Raw genomic sequence first — 17,442 nt, 5'->3', positions numbered from 1 at the left:
TCAGACACGGATACCCCTCGAAATGGTCAGGCGGCCGATCAGGACGTACGCGGCGTCGAAGAGCAGGGCCAGGACGATGATCCCGAGCGTGCCCGCGAGCACCTGGTTGAGCGCGTTCTTGCTGCCGAGCGAGCCGATGCCGCGGAAGATCTCGTTGCCGAGGCCGGGGCCCGACGCGTACGCGGCGATGGCCGCGATGCCCATCAGCATCTGCGTGGAGACGCGGATGCCGGTCAGGATCGGCGGCCAGGCGATCGGCAGCTCCACCTTGACGAGGCGTGCGGCACGCGACATCCCGATGCCCTTGGCCGCGTCGACCAGCGAGGGATCGACGCCGCGCAGCCCGACGATGGCGTTGCGCACGATGGGCAGCAGGCCGTAGAGGGTCAGGGCGATGACCGTCGGGGCCACGCCGAGGCCGACGACGGGGATCAGCAGACCGATCATGGCGAGCGACGGGACGGTCAGGATCGTGGACGTCGCGGTCGTGGCCAGATTGCCCGCCCACTCGCTGCGGTACGTGACGATGCCGATCAGTACGCCGATGACGGTCGCCACGACCATGCACTGGAAGACCGCGCTTGCGTGCTGGTACGCGTCCGTCAGCAACTGCTGGTGGCGGTTGCCGAGGTAGTCCCAGAAGTTCACTGAACTGCTCACCTGCCCGGCGCGGTTCAGACGGCGCCGGGAGTCTCCCGCCGCCCGCGTGCTGCGTGCGTGGTGCTGCTGTACGCCGTGCTACCTACCCGCATCAGGTGTCTTCTGACGCCTGTTCGACCAACGGGATGATCCGCAGGGGAACAGGGTTCTCCATGACGATCGCCGTGGAGGCCCGGACGATGCCATCAAAACCCACGACCCGGTCGATCACACGTTGGAGATCCGCGTTCGAACGGGCCACCAGACGGCAGAGCATGTCGCCGTGGCCGGTGATGGTGTGCAGTTCGAGCACCTCGGCGACGGTCGCCAAATGCGCCCGTACGTCGGCGCCCTGGCCCTGTTTGATCTCCAGCGTGGCGAAGGCGGTCACGGGGTAGCCGAGGGCGGCGGGGTCGACCTCCGGTCCGAAGCCGCGGATGACTCCGTTCGACTGAAGGCGGTCCATCCGGGCCTGCACGGTCCCGCGCGCGACACCGAGCCGGCGGGACGCCTCCAGGACGCCGATACGGGGCTCGCGGGCGAGCAGCACGATGAGCCTGCCGTCCAGATGATCGATCGTCATGGTGCGCTCATCTCCGCTCCGAGGGTGGTCATCATGTACAGATAGCCCGCCCATCCTGGCCTGCCGCTGTGCATATTGCCCACTGAAAACGCAAACTATTGCGCACCTTGCGATACGGCGGGAGCCTGCCGACATGGCAGCTACCGCGAACACCCAGCCCACGTCGGCCACCTCCGGCACCCCCCACACCGCGCGCGAGGCAGACCCCTTCCCGGTCAAGGGAATGGACGCGGTCGTCTTCGCCGTGGGCAACGCCAAGCAGGCGGCCCACTACTACTCCACGGCCTTCGGCATGAAACTCGTGGCCTACTCGGGCCCGGAGACCGGCAGCCGCGAGACCGCCTCCTACGTCCTCACCAACGGCGGCGCCCGCTTCGTGCTCACCTCCGTCATCAAGGCGTCGACGGACTGGGGCCACTTCATCGAGGGCCACGTCGCCGAGCACGGCGACGGCGTCGTCGACCTCGCCATCGAGGTGCCGGACGCGCGCGCCGCGTACGCGTACGCCGTCGAGCACGGCGCCCGCGGCCTCACCGAGCCCTACGAGGTCAAGGACGAGAACGGCACGGTCGTCCTCGCCGCCATCGCGACGTACGGCAAGACCCGCCACACGCTCGTCGACCGCAGCGGCTACGACGGCCCCTACCTGCCCGGTTTCGAGGCCGCGTCGCCGATCGTCGAGCCGCCCGCCAAGCGCACCTTCCAGGCGATCGACCACTGCGTCGGCAACGTCGAGCTCGGCAAGATGAACGAGTGGGTCGCCTTCTACAACAAGGTCATGGGCTTCACGAACATGAAGGAGTTCGTGGGCGACGACATCGCTACCGAGTACAGCGCGCTGATGTCGAAGGTGGTCGCGGACGGCACCCTGAAGGTGAAGTTCCCGATCAACGAGCCCGCCATCGCCAAGAAGAAGTCCCAGATCGACGAGTACCTCGAGTTCTACGGCGGCGCGGGCGTCCAGCACATCGCGCTCGCCACGAACGACATCGTGGAGTCCGTACGCACCATGCGCGCGGCCGGGGTGAAGTTCCTGGACACCCCCGACTCGTACTACGACACGCTGGGCGAGTGGGCGGGCGAGACGCGCGTCCCGGTGGAGACCCTGCGCGAGCTGAAGATCCTGGTCGACCGCGACGAGGACGGCTACCTGCTGCAGATCTTCACCAAGCCGGTCCAGGACCGCCCGACGGTCTTCTTCGAGATGATCGAGCGGCACGGCTCGATGGGCTTCGGCAAGGGCAACTTCAAGGCGCTGTTCGAGGCGATCGAGCGCGAGCAGGAGAAGCGCGGCAACCTCTGAGCCCGCGGCTCCGCCATGGGCCCTACGCGCAGCCCTACGCGGCGGAGGGGCTCGGGGTCGGTTTCGGGGTGGGCTTCGGGCGGGGGCGCGTGGGGGTCGTCTCCTGGGCGGAGGGCGGCTCGGGGGCGTACATCTGGGCCGGGCCCCCGTCCGGGGGCTCGCCCAGGGACTCCATGGCCTGGCGGGCCTTCGGAGCCAGCAGGGGCGAGAAGTACGGATTCAGGCGCAGCGCCTCCCCGATGTGCCGCCGCGCGGCCCCGTACCGTTCCAGCTGCCGCTCGATCTCACCCCGGTGGTAGGCGAAGACCGCGCTCAGCGGGCCCTTGTCCGTCGCCCGCGTCGCGTACTTCAGGGCTTCCTTGTCCTCACCGGCCCGGTGCAGCGCCCACCCCAGCGCGTCCGCCGCCTCCGGGCTGCCGTGGCGTTTGAACTCCGCCCGCAGGCGGCCCACCGCCGCGTCCGCGTCCCCGTGGTCCGCCTCGTAGAGGCCGAGGATCCTTGAATCGTTGACGCCGTTGACGCCCACCTGCTTCACCCGGGCCCGCAGCACGTCGTACTGCGCCCGCGCGGCCGGGGCCAGCTTCAGCGACTCGTACAGCTCGCCGAGCGCCAGGGCGTACTCCGGCGCCGGCTGCTTGACCAGCGCGCTGTGATAGGAGCGCAGCGCCTCCGCCGTACGGCCGAGAGCCGCGAGCGCCCGGCCCTTGCCGGCGAGGGACGGGTGGTGGTCAGGGTCCGCCACCAGCGCCGCCTCGTAGTAGCGAAGGGCCTCCGCAGGCTCGCCCCGCTCCCAGGACAGCTCGCCCACGCGGTACAGGCACGCGGCCTTCTCCGCGGGGCCCGCCGCGAGCGCCGCCGCGTCCATCAGCTTCGAGGCCGCGTCCTCGCGCCAGCCGCGGTCCCGGTAGACCTGACCCGACCGGGCCAGCACGGCGGAGGCGCCGGGGTTCAGCTCCTTGAGCGTCTCCAGGGCCTTCCCCACGCCCTTCGCGTCACCCAGACCGCTGTACGCGTCGATCAGAGGCGGGTACGCCGACCACCGCTTCGGCGCCAGCTTCACCGCGCTCTCGGCCCACGTCTTCGCCCCGCGGAAGTCGTGCCGCGCGTTCGCTAGCGCCGCCATGCCTGTCAGCGCCTGCGCGTTGCCCACGGGCCGCGTCTTCAGGGACGTACGCAGCGCCTCCTCCGCCTTGGGGTAGTAGGCGGAGTCCGCGGTCCGAAGGCCCCGCTCGACGTAGGCGGCCCCGAGCACCGCCCACGACTCGTCGTCCCCGGGATGCTTGCGCACCTGCGCCTCACGCTCGCCGATCAGCACGGTGAGGTCCGGCAGTGCGGCCGGGGCCCCCGCGCCCGCCGCCGCCATCGCACGCCCCGCGGGCCCGAGGGCGGGCGGCGCCGCCTTCTTGCCCCCGTCGGGCAGCAGTACCACCACGCCGCCGAGCACCAGGCACCCGGCGACGGAGGTGAGCAGCACCCGCCGCAGGGAGGGGGAGCGGCGCGCGTCCCGCGACGACTCGCTCCAGATGGCGGGCGCGGACGGCGGACGGCGGCTCTGCGGGGCCGCGGGGGCCTGGGGGGCGGCGGGCGCCGCGGGGGCCTTCTGGGTCTCGGACGCGGACCCGGTCTCGATCTCCATGGCGCTCACTGTGCGTCAATACGAAGAGCACATCCCGGCACGCGGACGGGCGTCGCACACGGGTTCACACCGATGGCCCCGAGTGCGAGGCTGTGATCATGAGCCGCACACTCATCGAACTCCTTCACGAGGGCCTCCCCGTCGACGCCGTCCTCACGGACCCCGACATCACGTCCTCGTACGCGAACGACATGGCCAGCTTCTGCGACGCCGGAACCCCGGCCGTCGTGGTCCTGCCACGGACCGTCGAGCAGGTCCAGCACGTCATGCGCACGGCGACCGGGCTACGGATCCCGGTGGTCCCACAGGGCGCCCGCACGGGCCTGTCGGGCGGCGCGAACGCCAGCGAGGGCTGCATCGTGCTGTCCCTGGTCAAGATGGACCGCATCCTGGAGATCAGCCCCGTCGACCGGATCGCGGTCGTCGAGCCCGGCGTCGTCAACGCCACGCTCTCCCGCGCAGTGAACGAACACGGTCTCTACTACCCGCCGGACCCCTCCAGTTGGGAGACCTGCACCATCGGCGGGAACATCGGCACGGCATCGGGCGGCCTGTGCTGTGTGAAGTACGGGGTGACGGCGGAGTACGTGCTCGGCCTCGACGTCGTCCTCGCCGACGGACGGCTCATGAGCACCGGACGGCGCACGGCCAAGGGCGTCGCCGGCTACGACCTCACACGCCTCTTCGTCGGCTCCGAGGGCAGCCTCGGCATCGTCGTCCGCGCGACCCTCGCCCTGAAGCCCCAGCCGCCCCAACAGCTGGTGCTGGCCGCCGAGTTCGGTTCCGCGCGGGCCGCCTGCGACGCCGTATGCAGGATCATGGAGGGCGGGCACGGTCCCTCGCTCCTGGAACTGATGGACCGCACGACCATCAGGGCCGTGAACGCCCTGGCCCACATGGGCCTCCCGGAGACCACCGAAGCGCTGCTCCTCGCGGCCTTCGACACCCCGCACCCCGCCGCGGACCTCGCGGCGGTCGGCGCGCTCTGCGAAGCCGCGGGCGCCACCCAGGTGGTCCCCGCCGAGGACGCCACGGAGTCCGAACTGCTGCTCCAGGCAAGGCGGTTGTCGCTCACCGCTCTCGAAGCCGTCAAGGGCACGACGATGATCGACGACGTGTGCGTGCCGCGCTCGAAGCTCGCCGACATGCTCGAAGGCGTGGACCGCATCGCCGAGAAGTACGACCTCACGATCGGCGTCTGCGCGCACGCGGGCGACGGCAACACCCACCCCACCGTCTGCTTCGACGCCGCGGACGCCGACGAGGGCCGCCGTGCCCGTGAGTCCTTCGACGAGATCATGGCCCTCGGTCTGGAACTCGGCGGCACGATCACCGGCGAGCACGGCGTGGGCGTCCTCAAGAAGGACTGGCTCGCCCGTGAACTCGGCCCGGTGGGCGTGGAGATGCAGCGCGCCGTCAAGGCCGCGTTCGACCCGCTCTCCCTCCTCAACCCCGGCAAGCTGTTCTGACCCCAGGTCCGTGTACGGCGCCCCCGTGGCGGCGGAGTTCACTCACCGTCCTTGGACTCGTCAGAGGGCCAGGGGTCGCGCAGCCACAGCTCGTCGGCGCGGCCCGTGGTCGGCGTGAGCAGCTCGGCGAGGCCGTCGTCGATGCCGAGCCGCTCAGCCTCAGAGCCCGGAGGGACCACCCGCAGCGTGCGCTCCAGCCACGCGGACACGGCGGGCGCGGGCGCTTCGAGGAGGGCGTCACCGTCGGGTGAGGTCAACGCCATCAGGACGACGCTGCGCCCCTCCACCTTGGTCGGCCAGACCCGGACGTCGCCGTGCCCGCAGGGCCTGAACACCCCCTCGACCAGAAGTTCGCGGGCGAACGTCCAGTTCACGGGGTGCTCGGAGCCGATGTGGAAGGCGATGTGGATGGCGTACGGATCATCGGTGCGGTAGGTGAGACGGGCCGGGACGGGGATCGCGCGTTCCGGCGAGAGGACGAGTTTGAGCTCAAGCTCGCGTTCCACCACGGTGTGCATGTCGATGCTCTTCCTTCCGTGTCCGGGGCCACGGAGCGGGCCCGTGCAGGGAGAGAGCGCGATGGTCGCGGAGCATTACGCGGGTTCGGGAAAGTTTTTCGTACGTGCTTGAACTGTGCCCGGAAAGTGGTCTGTAGGGCAGGAGAGGCACAGGCGCACGCGGAGGTCTGATAGATGTGGAGCCTCAAAAAGACCCCCGAGCAGATACGGGACGACGGACATGAGCGCCCCAACTCCGGCCCCAGGCGACGACAGGCCCCGCGAAGGCTACTACCCCGATCCGTCCATTCCCGGATATGTCCGGTACTGGAACGGCGCGGCCTGGGTGCCCGGGACCAGTCGTCCCGCCCCGACCGACGGCGAATCGCTCCCCGCGCCTCCGGGGGCGGGAGCGGCGGCGCCCGCGCCCGCGGAGGAGACCGGGCCGCACTTCTTCGACGAGGAGCCCCTGACGGCGCCCGAGGCGGCGGCCGGCACGGTCGACGCCGACGCCTCGCAGCACGGGTCGAGGCCCGAGCCCGCCTCCGCCTGGCAGGCGGACGCGGCTCGGCAGACGGGGCTCGGCGGGGAGCAGGAGCGGCGGGTCTCGTGGGGTGAGCCCGAGCAGCGGGGAGCTTCGGGTGCCCGGGATCCGCGTGACCCTCGCGTGCCGAGCGCGCCGGCTGCCGGTTCGGCCCCCGAATCCGCCTCCGCGCCGGCCTCCGCTCCTGAGGACGCGCCCTCTCCTCAGGCTCCCCAGGCTTCTGAGGCTGCTCCTCAGAAGCCTCAGAAGCCCCAGGAGGTGAACGGGCCGGGCACGGTGCAGATCCGAGCGATCAAGCCGGGCGTGCCGCCGCAGCAGGAGCAGCCCCCGGCGGAGGGCACCGTGACGTTCCGCAGGCCCTCGGGACCGGTCCGCCCCACCGCGGCTGCTCCCGCCACCGAGGGCACCATGGCGATCCGGGCGCTGCGCCCGAAGTCCTCCGGCGCCGCGGCGCAGACCCCGGCGCCCCCGCAGGCCGCCGTGCCTCCGCAGGCCTCCGCGCCTTCGCCGGCACCCGCGCCTGCCCCCGTACAGCCGTCCGTCCCGCAGCAGGGCGGTGCGCCGGGTGGCGCGGCGTCGCCCGTGACCTCGGGGCCCGGTGGCGGGTCGCCCTCGTGGGCGCAGCAGGTGCACCGGCTCGCCGCCGAGGGTGACGGACAGCAGCAGCCGGTCGTGCCGTGGAAGCCGGTGGCCAACGACCCGTTCCTCGCGATGGCGCAGAACCAGGCGGCGGGGCGGCCCGCGGGGCTCGGCAAGCGGTTCGCGGCGCGGCTCATCGACACGGTCGTCCTGGCCGCCGTGACCGGGGCGGCGGCGCTGCCGCTCGGCACGAAGGCCGCCGATCACGTCGACAGCAAGATCGACGCGGCGAAGATGTCGGGCGAGAAGGTCACCGTGTGGCTGCTCGACGGCACCACGGCGGGATATCTGGGGATGGTCCTGGGCGTCCTGCTCCTCTTCGGCATCCTCTACGAGGTACTGCCCACGGCCAAGTGGGGGCGGACGCTGGGCAAGAGGGTCCTGGGTCTCCAGGTGCGTGACATGGAGGAGCACGAGACGCCGTCGTTCGGATCGGCGCTGAAGCGGTGGCTCGTCTACGCGGTGCCGGGGGTCCTGGTCGTCGGGGTCGTCGGGGTCCTGTGGTGCGTGTTCGACCGTCCGTGGCGCCAGTGCTGGCACGACAAGGCTGCGGGAACGTTTGTGGCGGGTTAGCTGTCGCACGCCGGAGGAGCTGAAAGATTCAGCCCCTCCGGCTCCTTAACCCAGACAGCCCCTCGCCGGATGCGCCCCCGGCGCCTCCGCGGTCGACTCGCCCCATGAGTACCGAACCGCCGCAGTACCCGCCGCCCCCCGACGACAACGACCCCTTCAGGAAGCAGCCCCCGCCGGACAGCGGCTCGGGCTCCCCCTACGGCACGCCCCCGCCACCCCCGCCGTACGGCGGAAGCGGCGGCCAAGGCCCTTATGGGGGCGGCGGAGATCCCTACGGCGGCGGAGGGAACGACCCCCTGGCCGGCATGCCGCCCCTGGCGGACAGCGGCAAACGCGTGCTCGCCCGCATCCTCGACATGATCCTCGTCGGCGTCGTCGTCTGGCTGCTCTCCTGGGGCTTCGGGACCAGCGAGTTCGACGTCGACCCGGACAAGGTGCAGTACGGGAAGAGCTTCGGGCAGTCGGTGCTCGCCGCCGTGCTCTACATCGCGTACGACACCTTCATGATCTCCAGGACGGGCCAGACCCTGGGCAAGAAGTGGCTGGGCCTCAGGGTCGCGAACCTCAACGACGGTGCGACCCCCACCGTGCAGACCGCGCTCGTCCGCGCGGCCGTCCTGTGGCTGCCGTTCGCGTTCTGCTGTGCCTGTATCTGGACGGCGATCTGCGGCGGCTGGAGCTTCTTCGACAAGCCCTACAAGCAGGGCCTGCACGACAAGGCTGCCAAGACGGTGGTGGTCAGCACCGGCTGATCACGTCGGACCGCTGAGGCGGCAGAGCGGCAGAGCGACAGAGCGGCAGAGCGGCAGTTCCGGCGGGCTCGTGGACCTCACGGGCCCGCCGGCTCGCGTACGGACTCGGCCAGTACGGGAGCGGAGGCACGCTGGGCCGGGACGCGTGCGGCCGGTGAGGCCGTGGGTTTTGGCTGTGGCACCGTCATCGCCACCAGTAATCCGAGCAGGAGCGCGGCCGCGGCTATCACCGCCACCCCGATGCCCGAACTCGTCTGTGAGAGCAGCAGCATGGACAGCGTGGAGAAGACCACGGTCAGCGTGCCGTAGGTGATCTGGGCGGGGGTCGGACGAGGCAGCGGCATGGGACGAGGCATGGCGTAATCCGTCCTAGGGACAGCGGATGCGGGGTGGTCGTGCCCAATGTGAAGCTGTATGCGAATCAAAGGACGCCCGGCTGCGGCGACTTGAGATCTGCCATCTCGCGCGGTAGCGCACCGTCGATTGACTCTATTTTGCTGCATGCCCGACGGGAACGGGCGGTAAGCGTGACCTAACCCACGGTGCGGCAGCACAGGGGGCGCACGGGTTCATGACGTCCAGCAAGTGGACGGCGGGGCGCGCCTGTTGACCATGCCGACGGGCGGGCGCACGCGTCCGGATCGTGTTCGGATAGCGGATCTCCGCGCCTGCATAGTGCACTTGGTGTGTTCAAGTCAAGGTCTGTCTTTTCTCCCGCATCTCCGGTCGAATGTCGTCACTTGTGACGCGTATCGCGCGCGGACCTCCTCCGACCGGGACCTCGGCCCGCCTTCGCGCGGACGCGGGGGAGGACAGCATCAAGTGACAGTCAGTAGACGGACGTTCAGAGCCACCGCGGCTGCCGTGGCGATGGCCGCGGCAGCCGCCACGTTCTCGGCAGCCACCGCGTCGGCCAAGGAAGATGGTCCGGGCGGCGCGCCCGCCATCGACCGGCAGGACCCGAGCCGGGCCAAGGCGCAGGTCGACCACGACCTGGACGGGCCCTTCAGCAAGGAGCAGGCCCAGCAGCGCAAGGCCGCCCTCCAGCAGGTCATCGAGGGCGACGCCAAGGTACAGAAGCGCGGCGGCTCCCAGGTCGTGAAGCTCGACGACAAGAAGTACGTCGAGCTCGGCCGGGAGAAGACCGACAAGATCTTCACGATCCTGGTCGAGTTTGGCGACAAGGTGGACGACACCACCATGTACGACCCCGACGGCCCGGACGGCCCCGAGGCGCCGGTCAAGAAGTACGGCGGCGAGCCCGGCCCCGCGCACAACAAGATAGCCAAGCCGGACCGTGCGAAGGACAACAGCACGGCCTGGCAGAAGGACTACAACCAGCAGCACTTCCAGGACCTGTACTTCGGTGAGGGCAAGGACTCCAAGGGCAAGAAGAAGGAGTCCCTGAAGACCTACTACGAGAAGACCTCGTCCGGCCGTTACTCGGTCGACGGAGAGGTCTCCGACTGGGTCAAGGTCGACTACAACGAAGCCCGTTACGGCTCCAACTACTGCGGCGACACCAACTGCGCCAACGTCTGGGACGCGGTGAAGGACGGCGTCACCGCCTGGACCAAGGACCAGAAGGCCCAGGGCCGCACGGACGCCCAGATCAAGGCGGACCTCGCTAAGTACGACCTCTGGGACCGCTACGACTTCGACGGCGACGGCGAGTTCAACGAGCCCGACGGGTACATCGACCACTTCCAGATCGTCCACGCGGGCGAGGACGAGTCGGCCGGCGGCGGCGCCGAGGGCACCAACGCCCTGTGGGCGCACCGCTGGTACGCGTACGGCAACGACGCGGGCAACACCGGGCCCGCGAACAACAAGTCGGGCGGCACCCAGATCGGCGACTCTGGCATCTGGGTCGGCGACTACACGATGCAGCCGGAGAACGGCGGCCTCGGCGTCTTCGCCCACGAGTACGGCCACGACCTCGGTCTGCCCGACCTGTACGACACCACGGGCAAGGGCGAGAACTCGGTCGGCTTCTGGTCGCTGATGTCGGCCGGTTCCTGGCTCGGCACCGGCAAGGACGCCATCGGCGACCTGCCCGGCGACATGACCGCCTGGGACAAGTTCCAGCTGGGCTGGCTCGACTACGCCAAGGCCAAGGCCGCGACGACGTCCGAGCACAAGCTGGGCGTCTCGGAGTACAACACCCGTCACCGCCAGGCGCTCGTCGTCGACCTTCCGAAGAAGGCCGTCACCACCACGGTCACCAAGCCCACCGAGGGCTCCAAGCAGTGGTGGAGCGACCAGGGCGACGACCTCAAGAACACCCTGACGCGCTCGGTCGACCTGACCGGCAAGTCCAAGGCCGCGCTCTCCCTCGACGGTTGGTGGGACATCGAGGCCAACTACGACTACCTCTACACCGAGGTGTCGACGGACGGCGGCGCCAACTGGACGCCTGTGGACGGCACGGCGGACGGCAAGGCCATCCCGCGCGACGCCGGTGACAAGCCCGCGTTGACCGGTGCGTCGGGTGCGTACAAGAAGCTGGCGTTCCCGCTCGACGCGTACGCCGGCAAGAAGATCGATCTTCGCTTCCGCTACTCCACGGACGGCGGCGCGGGCGGCAAGGGCTTCGCGGCCGACGCCCTCGCGATCACCGCGGACGGTGCCAAGGTCTTCGAGGACGGCGCCGAGGGCGACGACAACGGCTGGACGGCGAAGGGCTTTTCGCGCATCGGCGAGTCCTTCACCAAGAAGTACGACCAGTACTACCTCGCCGAGAACCGGCAGTACGTGTCGTACGACAAGACCCTGAAGGTCGGCCCGTACAACTTCGGCTTCTCCAAGACCCGTCCGGACTGGGTCGAGCACTACCCGTACCAGACCGGCCTGATGGTCTGGCAGTGGGACACCTCGCAGAAGGACAACAACACCAGCGCGCACCCCGGCCAGGGTCTGATCCTGCCGGTGGACGCGCACGCCAAGCCGCTCAAGTGGACGGACGGCACCCTGCTGCGGAACAAGATCCAGCCGTTCGACGCGCCCTTCAGCAAGTTCGCGACCGACAAGTTCACGCTCCACAACGCGGACGTCGCGCTGAAGATCAAGTCCCAGAAGGGTGTCCCGGTCTTCGACGACCGCAAGGGCACCTACTGGTTCGAGGAGAACCCCACGGGAAGTGTCAAGGTCACTGACACCAACACCCAGATCAAGATCATCAAGCAGCCGAAGGATGGGTCCTCGATGACGGTCCAGGTGGGTCCCTCCACGAAGTAATCGGCATTTCCGCAGGTCAAGCCATGATCGGTCGTCGCCCTCTAGCGGGCGGCGGCCGATCGTGTTTAGGTGCGTCCTGTGGATTTCTTATTGACACAGGGTCCGGCCAGGGGCTCTGTGCGTCGTCTCACGGGGGTGTGACCAGCCATGTCCGCAGGAGGTTTCAGCAAGCTGCCGAACGGCAGCGTGGTGGTGGCCCTGACGCTGCCGAACCCCGCACTGGGCGGTGGCAGCGTCCGGATGATCGTGCACGCGGTGAACCGCGCGAGGGCCCTGACCCGCCTGCGGAACCTCGGCCTGCGGGCGGTCTATCTGCGGGGCAACGCGGAGCCGCCGACGCCGGACGAGATCACGGCGGTGCTTCATCATCCGGACGGGCTGATATGGCGTACGGCGCCGGACGCTGCCGCTGAGCTTTGGCATCCGATTCGTGCTCTGAAGCGGCAGGCGCTTCAGGGTCAGAGACCCGGGGGGCCGGCGGTCAGCCCTTCAGGGGTCTGATCCGCGGGGGCCGCTGCCCCCCCCGAACGCGGTCGGATTTTGCCCGCAGGACCGGTGGGGGCTGGCCGCGCCGTTCCCCGCGCCCCTTGCGGGGCTCGCTACGGGGTCCGCGCTCCTTGCGGGGCTCAGCCGACCGGCTTTCCGGTCAGCTCCACCCCCGCCGCCCGTAGCTCCTCCAGCGCTCGCTCCGTCGACTCCCTGGAGACGCCGGCCGTCAGGTCGAGCAGGACCGTCGTGCCGAAGCCCTCACGGGCCGCGTCGAGGGCCGTGGCGCGTACGCAGTGGTCTGTGGCGATTCCCACCACGTCCACCTCGTTGATCTTCCGCTCCCGCAGCCAGTCCGCCAGCGGGACGCCGTTCTCGTCGGCCCCCTCGAACCCGCTGTAGGCGGCCGAGTAGGCCCCCTTGTCGAACACCGCGTCGATGGCCCCGGACGCCACGACCGGCGCGAAGTTCGGGTGGAACCCGATCCCCTCCGTGCCCGCCACGCAGTGCGGCGGCCAGGAGCGGGCGAAGTCCGGCCGGTCGGAGAAGTGGTCGCCCGGGTCGATGTGGTGATCACGCGTGGCCACCACGTGCCGGTAGCCCGCCGGCGCCTGGCCGATCAGCTCGGTGATCGCGGCGGCCACATCGGCACCCCCGGCGACCGCGAGGCTGCCGCCCTCGCAGAAGTCGTTCTGCACATCGACGACGATCAGAGCGCGGCGCATCGGGTGTCCTTCGGCTCGGCAAGACTCGTAGGCATTGGGGGAGGGAGAGGGGGACTCGGCCGGATGAACCGAGCGTAGAGACTTCGAACGCGATGCGGGAGAGGGCGTTCGAACACCCCCTCTCCGCTCCGGCGCACATCAGCACAATCAGACGTACTCCGTCGGAATGACGGCCTCGCCCTTCGACAGCTGCGTAGCCGACAGAGGCAGCCGGCCCCGCGCCTCCGCGTGCCGGTCGCGCACGGTGTCCAGCGGCTCGCGCGCCACCACCTCACCGCCCTTGATCAGCTCGACGAGCAGCTGGTGGTCGGCGAGCTCCACCGGCACGGCCCCCGTGCCGATCACCTCGGCCTCGGCGACCCCGTACTCGTCGGGCCGGCGCGCGGCCCACTTGCGCCCGCCCACCGACGACTTGGCGCCGAGCGACTTCTTGGCCACCGGTTCGAGGCGGGCGTGCGGGTCCGCCGAGTGGGCGCGGGCCACCAGCTTGTAGACCATCGAGCAGGTCGGGTGCCCGGACCCGGTGACGAGCTGGGTGCCGACCCCGTACGCGTCCACGGGCGCCGCAGCCAGCGAGGCGATGGCGTACTCGTCCAGGTCGGAGGTCACGACGATCTTCGTCGCGGTCGCCCCGAGCTCGTCCAGCTGCTGCCGGACCCGGTGCGCGACCAGGAGCAGGTCCCCGGAGTCGATGCGCACGGCGCCGAGCTCCGGCCCGGCGACCTCGACGGCGGTGCGGACGGCCTCGGTCACGTCGTACGTGTCCACGAGCAGGGTGGTACCGGGCCCGAGGGAGTCCACCTGCGCCTGGAAGGCGTCGCGTTCGGTGTCGTGCAGGAGGGTGAAGGCGTGGGCCGATGTGCCGACCGTCGGGATGTCGTAGCGGAACCCGGCGGCCAGGTCGGACGTGGTCGTGAAGCCGCCGACGTACGCGGCGCGCGAGGCGGCGACGGCCGCCAGCTCGTGCGTACGCCGCGCGCCCATCTCGATCAGCGGGCGCTCACCGGCGGCCGATGCCATCCGGGAGGCGGCGGCCGCGATCGCCGAGTCGTGGTTGAGGATGGAGAGGATCACCGTCTCCAGGAGCACGCACTCCGCGAAGGAGCCCTCGACGCGCAGGATCGGCGAGCCGGGGAAGTAGACCTCGCCCTCCGGATAGCCCCAGACGTCACCGCTGAAGCGGTACGAGGCGAGCCACTGGAGGGTCTCCTCGTCGACGACACGGCGCTCGCGCAGGAAGCCGATGACGTCGGCGTCGAAGCGGAAGTTCTCCACGGCGTCCAGGACGCGGCCGGTTCCGGCGACCACTCCATAGCGGCGTCCCTCGGGCAGTCTGCGGGTGAAGACCTCGAAGACGGAGCGCCGGTCGGCGGTGCCGGCCTTCAGCGCGGCCTGCAGCATCGTGAGCTCGTAGTGATCCGTGAAGAGCGCGGTCGACGGAACATCCACCGGCAGCCCAAGGTCCGCTGTGTTCATACGAAGGATGCTACCCCGCATCTCGTCACTCTGACGATTTCCTGAGTCCATTTGTGCGAGGGCCCCCTGCGGGTGGCAGCATGGGTGGCGTGAGTACGGCTCCCGCAGAGATCACCCGCCCGGAATCCGACGAAGAGACCTTCGCCGTCCCGGAGCCCGACGTCCCCTGGATCACGCTCGTCCACAACGACCCGGTCAATCTGATGAGTTACGTGACCTATGTGTTCCAGTCCTACTTCGGGTACTCGAAGGAGAAGGCCACGAAGCTGATGATGGACGTGCATCACAAGGGTCGCGCGGTCGTCTCCACCGGCTCCCGCGAGGAGATGGAGCGCGACGTACAGGCCATGCACGGATACGGTCTGTGGGCCACCCTCCAGCAGGACCGGAAGTAGCGACGCATCTGATGCCAGGACAATTCGAAGCCATTCCCGGGGGCGGCGCGGCCGTCGCGCTCGACGAGGTCGAGATCTCGATCATCCGGTCCCTCGCCGTCCAGCTCCTGGAGCTGATCGGTCCGGGCCCGGCCGAGGACGCCCCCGACGATCCGCTCGCGGAGCTGTTCGCCGAAGGCCCGAGCGAGCCGCCCACCGACCCGGTCCTCCAGCGGCTCCTTCCGGACGCCTATGGCGGGCCCGGCAGCGAGGAGGGCGCCACCGACGCCGACGAACTGCGGGCCTACTCCTCGGAGTTCAGGCGCTTCACCGAGAACGACCTGCGGGCCAAGAAGCGCGAGGACGCCCTGGTGGTGATCCGCAGCCTGGACGCGCTGACGTCGAAGGGCGAGGGCGGCGCCGTCCTGAAGCTGTCCGCCGACGAGTCGCGGCACTGGCTCGGCGCGCTCAACGACCTCCGCCTCGCGATCGGCGCCCGCCTGGAGGTGACCGACGAGGAGGACACGGACCTGCTCTACCAGCTGCCGGACTCCGACGCCCGCAAGCCGATGGTGATGGCCTATCTCTGGCTCGGCGGTCTGCAGGAGACGCTGGTCGCCACCCTCATCGGTTAGAAGTCACACGGAAGTGGCCACGGTCGCCCGCAAAGTCGGTGTAAGCGGCAGCGATTACACTCCGTTCGCTCATCGGACGCTCAAATCCGGATAACGATCGCGTCACTTAACTGCCCATTTTTGAGGCGCCGAGGGAATTTTGTCCGGTTTTTCTCGTGGCGTGAGCCACACGTGCCACGGCCGATCACTGTCACGGCCGTGATAAATCTTCACGACCACTCGGTGACGCCACCCATGTCACCGGTGGCGCTCGGGCCGGCAGACCGCCGGTAGCACTCCATCCATATCCGGGGGGATCAGGACCTGATCCGTTGCCATACGCAGACTGCGGGCACGGATCAGCGTGGAGAAAGGCGTCACCATGACCTCAGTGCAGGTCGAAGAGCATCACGACGGCAATGAGGCCGGCGGAACGGGCGGTTCGTCCGGCACGTCAGGCGAGGGTTATCAGCGCGGGCTCGGCGCCCGGCAGATCCAGATGATCGCGATCGGCGGTGCCATCGGCACCGGCCTGTTCCTCGGTGCGGGCAAGGCCATTCACAAGGCCGGTCCGAGCCTCATCCTGGCGTACGCCATCGCCGGCCTCGTCATCTTCTTCATCATGCGGGCCCTGGGCGAGCTGCTCATGTACCGCGCCGTGTCGGGCTCCTTCTCGGAGTACGCGCGTGAATTCATCGGCCCGTTCTTCGGGTACGTGACCGGCTGGACGTACTGGCTCTTCTGGGTCGTCACCGGCATCACGGAAGTCACGGCAGCGGCCCAGTACATGCAGTACTGGACACATGACGCCATTCCACAATGGGCCTACGCGCTGATCTTCACGGTCATCCTGTACGGCGCCAACCTGATCTCCGTGAAGCTCTTCGGTGAGCTCGAGTTCTGGTTCTCGATGGTCAAGGTCACCGCGATCATCGGCATGATCCTCATCTGCGCCGGCATCCTCACCATCGGCTTCTCCGACGCCGGCGACACCGCGTCCGTCTCCCACCTGTGGGACCAGGGCGGCTTCTTCCCGAACGGCATCGGCTCCACGCTGATGACGCTGCAGATCGTGATGTTCGCCTTCCTCGCCGTCGAGCTGGTCGGCGTCACCGCGGGCGAGTCCAAGGACCCGAAGACCGTCCTGCCCAAGGCCATCAACACCGTGCCGTGGCGCATCGCCGTCTTCTACGTCGGCGCCCTCGTCATGATCCTCTCGGTCGTGCCGTGGACCTCGTTCCAGCCGGGCGTCTCGCCGTTCGTCGCGGCCTTCCAGGAGATGGGCCTCGGCATCGGCGCCGCGATCGTCAACTTCGTCGTCCTGACGGCCGCGCTCTCCTCCTGCAACTCGGGCATGTACTCCACCGGCCGCATGCTGCGCGACCTCGCGCTCAACGGCCAGGGCCCGAAGTTCTTCACCAAGCTGACGAAGAACGGCCTGCCGCTGGTCGGCACCACCTTCTCCGCGACCCTGATGCTGGTCGGCGTCTGGATCAACTACCAGTGGCCGGGCGAGGCGTTCAACTACGTCGTCTCCTTCGCGACCATCTCCGGCATGTGGGCCTGGATCATGATCCTGATCTGCCAGATCAAGTACCGCCGCAAGGCCGACCGCGGCGAGCTGCCGATGTCCACCTTCCGTGCGCCGGGAGCTCCGTTCACGAGCTGGTTCGCGCTCGCCTTCATCGCGATGGTCATCGTCATGATGGGCATCGACAAGGACGCGCGGATCTCGCTCTACGCCGCTCCGGTGTGGGCGCTGATCCTCGGCGTCGGCTATCTGGTCATGCAGAAGCGCAACGACACGCAGTCGACGGGTGGTGGCGAGGCGGACAAGCAGGACGCGATCAAGTCCTGACCGTCAGGTCATTCCCGCTCGATCCCAGCATGTGGGC

At 69.3% G+C, this 17,442-nt stretch carries 16 protein-coding genes; 9 read left to right on the top strand and 7 right to left on the bottom strand.

The window, feature by feature from the left end; all coding sequences use genetic code 11:
* Together ABXJ52_RS14140 and ABXJ52_RS14135 are read right to left on the bottom strand one after the other, a co-directional pair.
* Entirely contained in the window at window positions 1-648 is a 648-nt protein-coding gene (locus ABXJ52_RS14140; protein ID WP_367049050.1) for an ABC transporter permease, read from the bottom strand.
* A gap of 103 nt (window positions 649-751) precedes the next feature.
* Window positions 752-1,222: an Lrp/AsnC family transcriptional regulator gene (locus ABXJ52_RS14135; protein WP_160505290.1), complete on the bottom strand. Its 471-nt coding sequence runs from the start codon at window positions 1,220-1,222 to the stop codon at window positions 752-754.
* A 133-nt stretch (window positions 1,223-1,355) separates the two neighbouring features.
* Between ABXJ52_RS14135 and hppD the strand changes: the two genes are divergently transcribed.
* Entirely contained in the window at window positions 1,356-2,525 is a 1,170-nt protein-coding gene (gene hppD / locus ABXJ52_RS14130; protein ID WP_367042365.1) for a 4-hydroxyphenylpyruvate dioxygenase, read from the top strand.
* Window positions 2,526-2,559: 34 nt separating this feature from the next.
* On the opposite strand, the gene ABXJ52_RS14125 is transcribed toward hppD, so the two are convergent.
* Window positions 2,560-4,161, bottom strand: coding sequence for a tetratricopeptide repeat protein (locus ABXJ52_RS14125; protein ID WP_367042362.1), 1,602 nt, complete (start codon window positions 4,159-4,161; stop codon window positions 2,560-2,562).
* Between the two features lie 98 nt (window positions 4,162-4,259).
* Between ABXJ52_RS14125 and ABXJ52_RS14120 the strand changes: the two genes are divergently transcribed.
* A complete protein-coding gene (locus ABXJ52_RS14120) occupies window positions 4,260-5,630 on the top strand; it encodes an FAD-linked oxidase C-terminal domain-containing protein (RefSeq protein ID WP_367042361.1) in 1,371 nt (456 codons plus the stop codon).
* 38 nt (window positions 5,631-5,668) lie between these two features.
* Here ABXJ52_RS14120 and ABXJ52_RS14115 read toward each other — a convergent pair whose 3' ends face one another.
* A complete protein-coding gene (locus ABXJ52_RS14115; protein ID WP_367042359.1) occupies window positions 5,669-6,148 on the bottom strand; it encodes an SsgA family sporulation/cell division regulator in 480 nt (159 codons plus the stop codon).
* Between the two features lie 220 nt (window positions 6,149-6,368).
* Here ABXJ52_RS14115 and ABXJ52_RS14110 point away from each other — a divergent pair, with 220 nt between their 5' ends.
* Both ABXJ52_RS14110 and ABXJ52_RS14105 read left to right on the top strand, forming a co-directional pair.
* Complete coding sequence (locus tag ABXJ52_RS14110) at window positions 6,369-7,883, top strand: RDD family protein (RefSeq protein WP_367042357.1); 1,515 nt, start codon at window positions 6,369-6,371, stop codon at window positions 7,881-7,883.
* 104 nt (window positions 7,884-7,987) lie between these two features.
* Window positions 7,988-8,635 carry an RDD family protein gene (locus ABXJ52_RS14105; protein ID WP_367042356.1) on the top strand — a complete coding sequence of 216 codons (648 nt, stop codon included), beginning with the start codon at window positions 7,988-7,990 and terminating at the stop codon, window positions 8,633-8,635.
* Between the two features lie 77 nt (window positions 8,636-8,712).
* On the opposite strand, the gene ABXJ52_RS14100 is transcribed toward ABXJ52_RS14105, so the two are convergent.
* Entirely contained in the window at window positions 8,713-8,973 is a 261-nt protein-coding gene (locus ABXJ52_RS14100; RefSeq protein WP_367049048.1) for a hypothetical protein, read from the bottom strand.
* A gap of 484 nt (window positions 8,974-9,457) precedes the next feature.
* Here ABXJ52_RS14100 and ABXJ52_RS14095 point away from each other — a divergent pair, with 484 nt between their 5' ends.
* Together ABXJ52_RS14095 and ABXJ52_RS14090 are read left to right on the top strand one after the other, a co-directional pair.
* Window positions 9,458-11,872, top strand: a complete 2,415-nt coding sequence (locus tag ABXJ52_RS14095; protein ID WP_367042354.1) for an immune inhibitor A domain-containing protein — start codon at window positions 9,458-9,460, stop codon at window positions 11,870-11,872.
* Between the two features lie 147 nt (window positions 11,873-12,019).
* Complete coding sequence (locus ABXJ52_RS14090) at window positions 12,020-12,373, top strand: hypothetical protein (protein ID WP_367042353.1); 354 nt, start codon at window positions 12,020-12,022, stop codon at window positions 12,371-12,373.
* 125 nt (window positions 12,374-12,498) lie between these two features.
* Here ABXJ52_RS14090 and ABXJ52_RS14085 read toward each other — a convergent pair whose 3' ends face one another.
* The gene (locus ABXJ52_RS14085) at window positions 12,499-13,083 is read right to left on the bottom strand and encodes an isochorismatase family protein (RefSeq protein WP_367042352.1); all 585 of its coding nucleotides are present in this window, start codon (window positions 13,081-13,083) and stop codon (window positions 12,499-12,501) included.
* A 147-nt stretch (window positions 13,084-13,230) separates the two neighbouring features.
* Window positions 13,231-14,559, bottom strand: coding sequence for a nicotinate phosphoribosyltransferase (locus tag ABXJ52_RS14080; protein WP_367042350.1), 1,329 nt, complete (start codon window positions 14,557-14,559; stop codon window positions 13,231-13,233).
* Window positions 14,560-14,639: 80 nt separating this feature from the next.
* Between ABXJ52_RS14080 and clpS the strand changes: the two genes are divergently transcribed.
* The 3 genes from clpS (at window position 14,640) to ABXJ52_RS14065 (ending at window position 17,405) form a co-directional block, all read left to right on the top strand.
* Window positions 14,640-14,954 (top strand): ATP-dependent Clp protease adapter ClpS, encoded by a 315-nt coding sequence (gene clpS, locus ABXJ52_RS14075; protein WP_367042349.1) that lies wholly within the window; start codon window positions 14,640-14,642, stop codon window positions 14,952-14,954.
* Between the two features lie 11 nt (window positions 14,955-14,965).
* Complete coding sequence (locus ABXJ52_RS14070) at window positions 14,966-15,568, top strand: DUF2017 domain-containing protein (protein WP_367042348.1); 603 nt, start codon at window positions 14,966-14,968, stop codon at window positions 15,566-15,568.
* 361 nt (window positions 15,569-15,929) lie between these two features.
* Entirely contained in the window at window positions 15,930-17,405 is a 1,476-nt protein-coding gene (locus ABXJ52_RS14065; RefSeq protein ID WP_367042346.1) for an amino acid permease, read from the top strand.
* Window positions 17,406-17,442: the final 37 nt, after the last annotated feature.

This window comes from Streptomyces sp. Je 1-332 (assembly GCF_040730185.1).
Taxonomy (GTDB): Bacteria; Actinomycetota; Actinomycetes; order Streptomycetales; family Streptomycetaceae; genus Streptomyces.
Note: the sequence above shows the minus strand (reverse complement) of the source record. Positions and strands in the feature narration are given on the sequence as shown.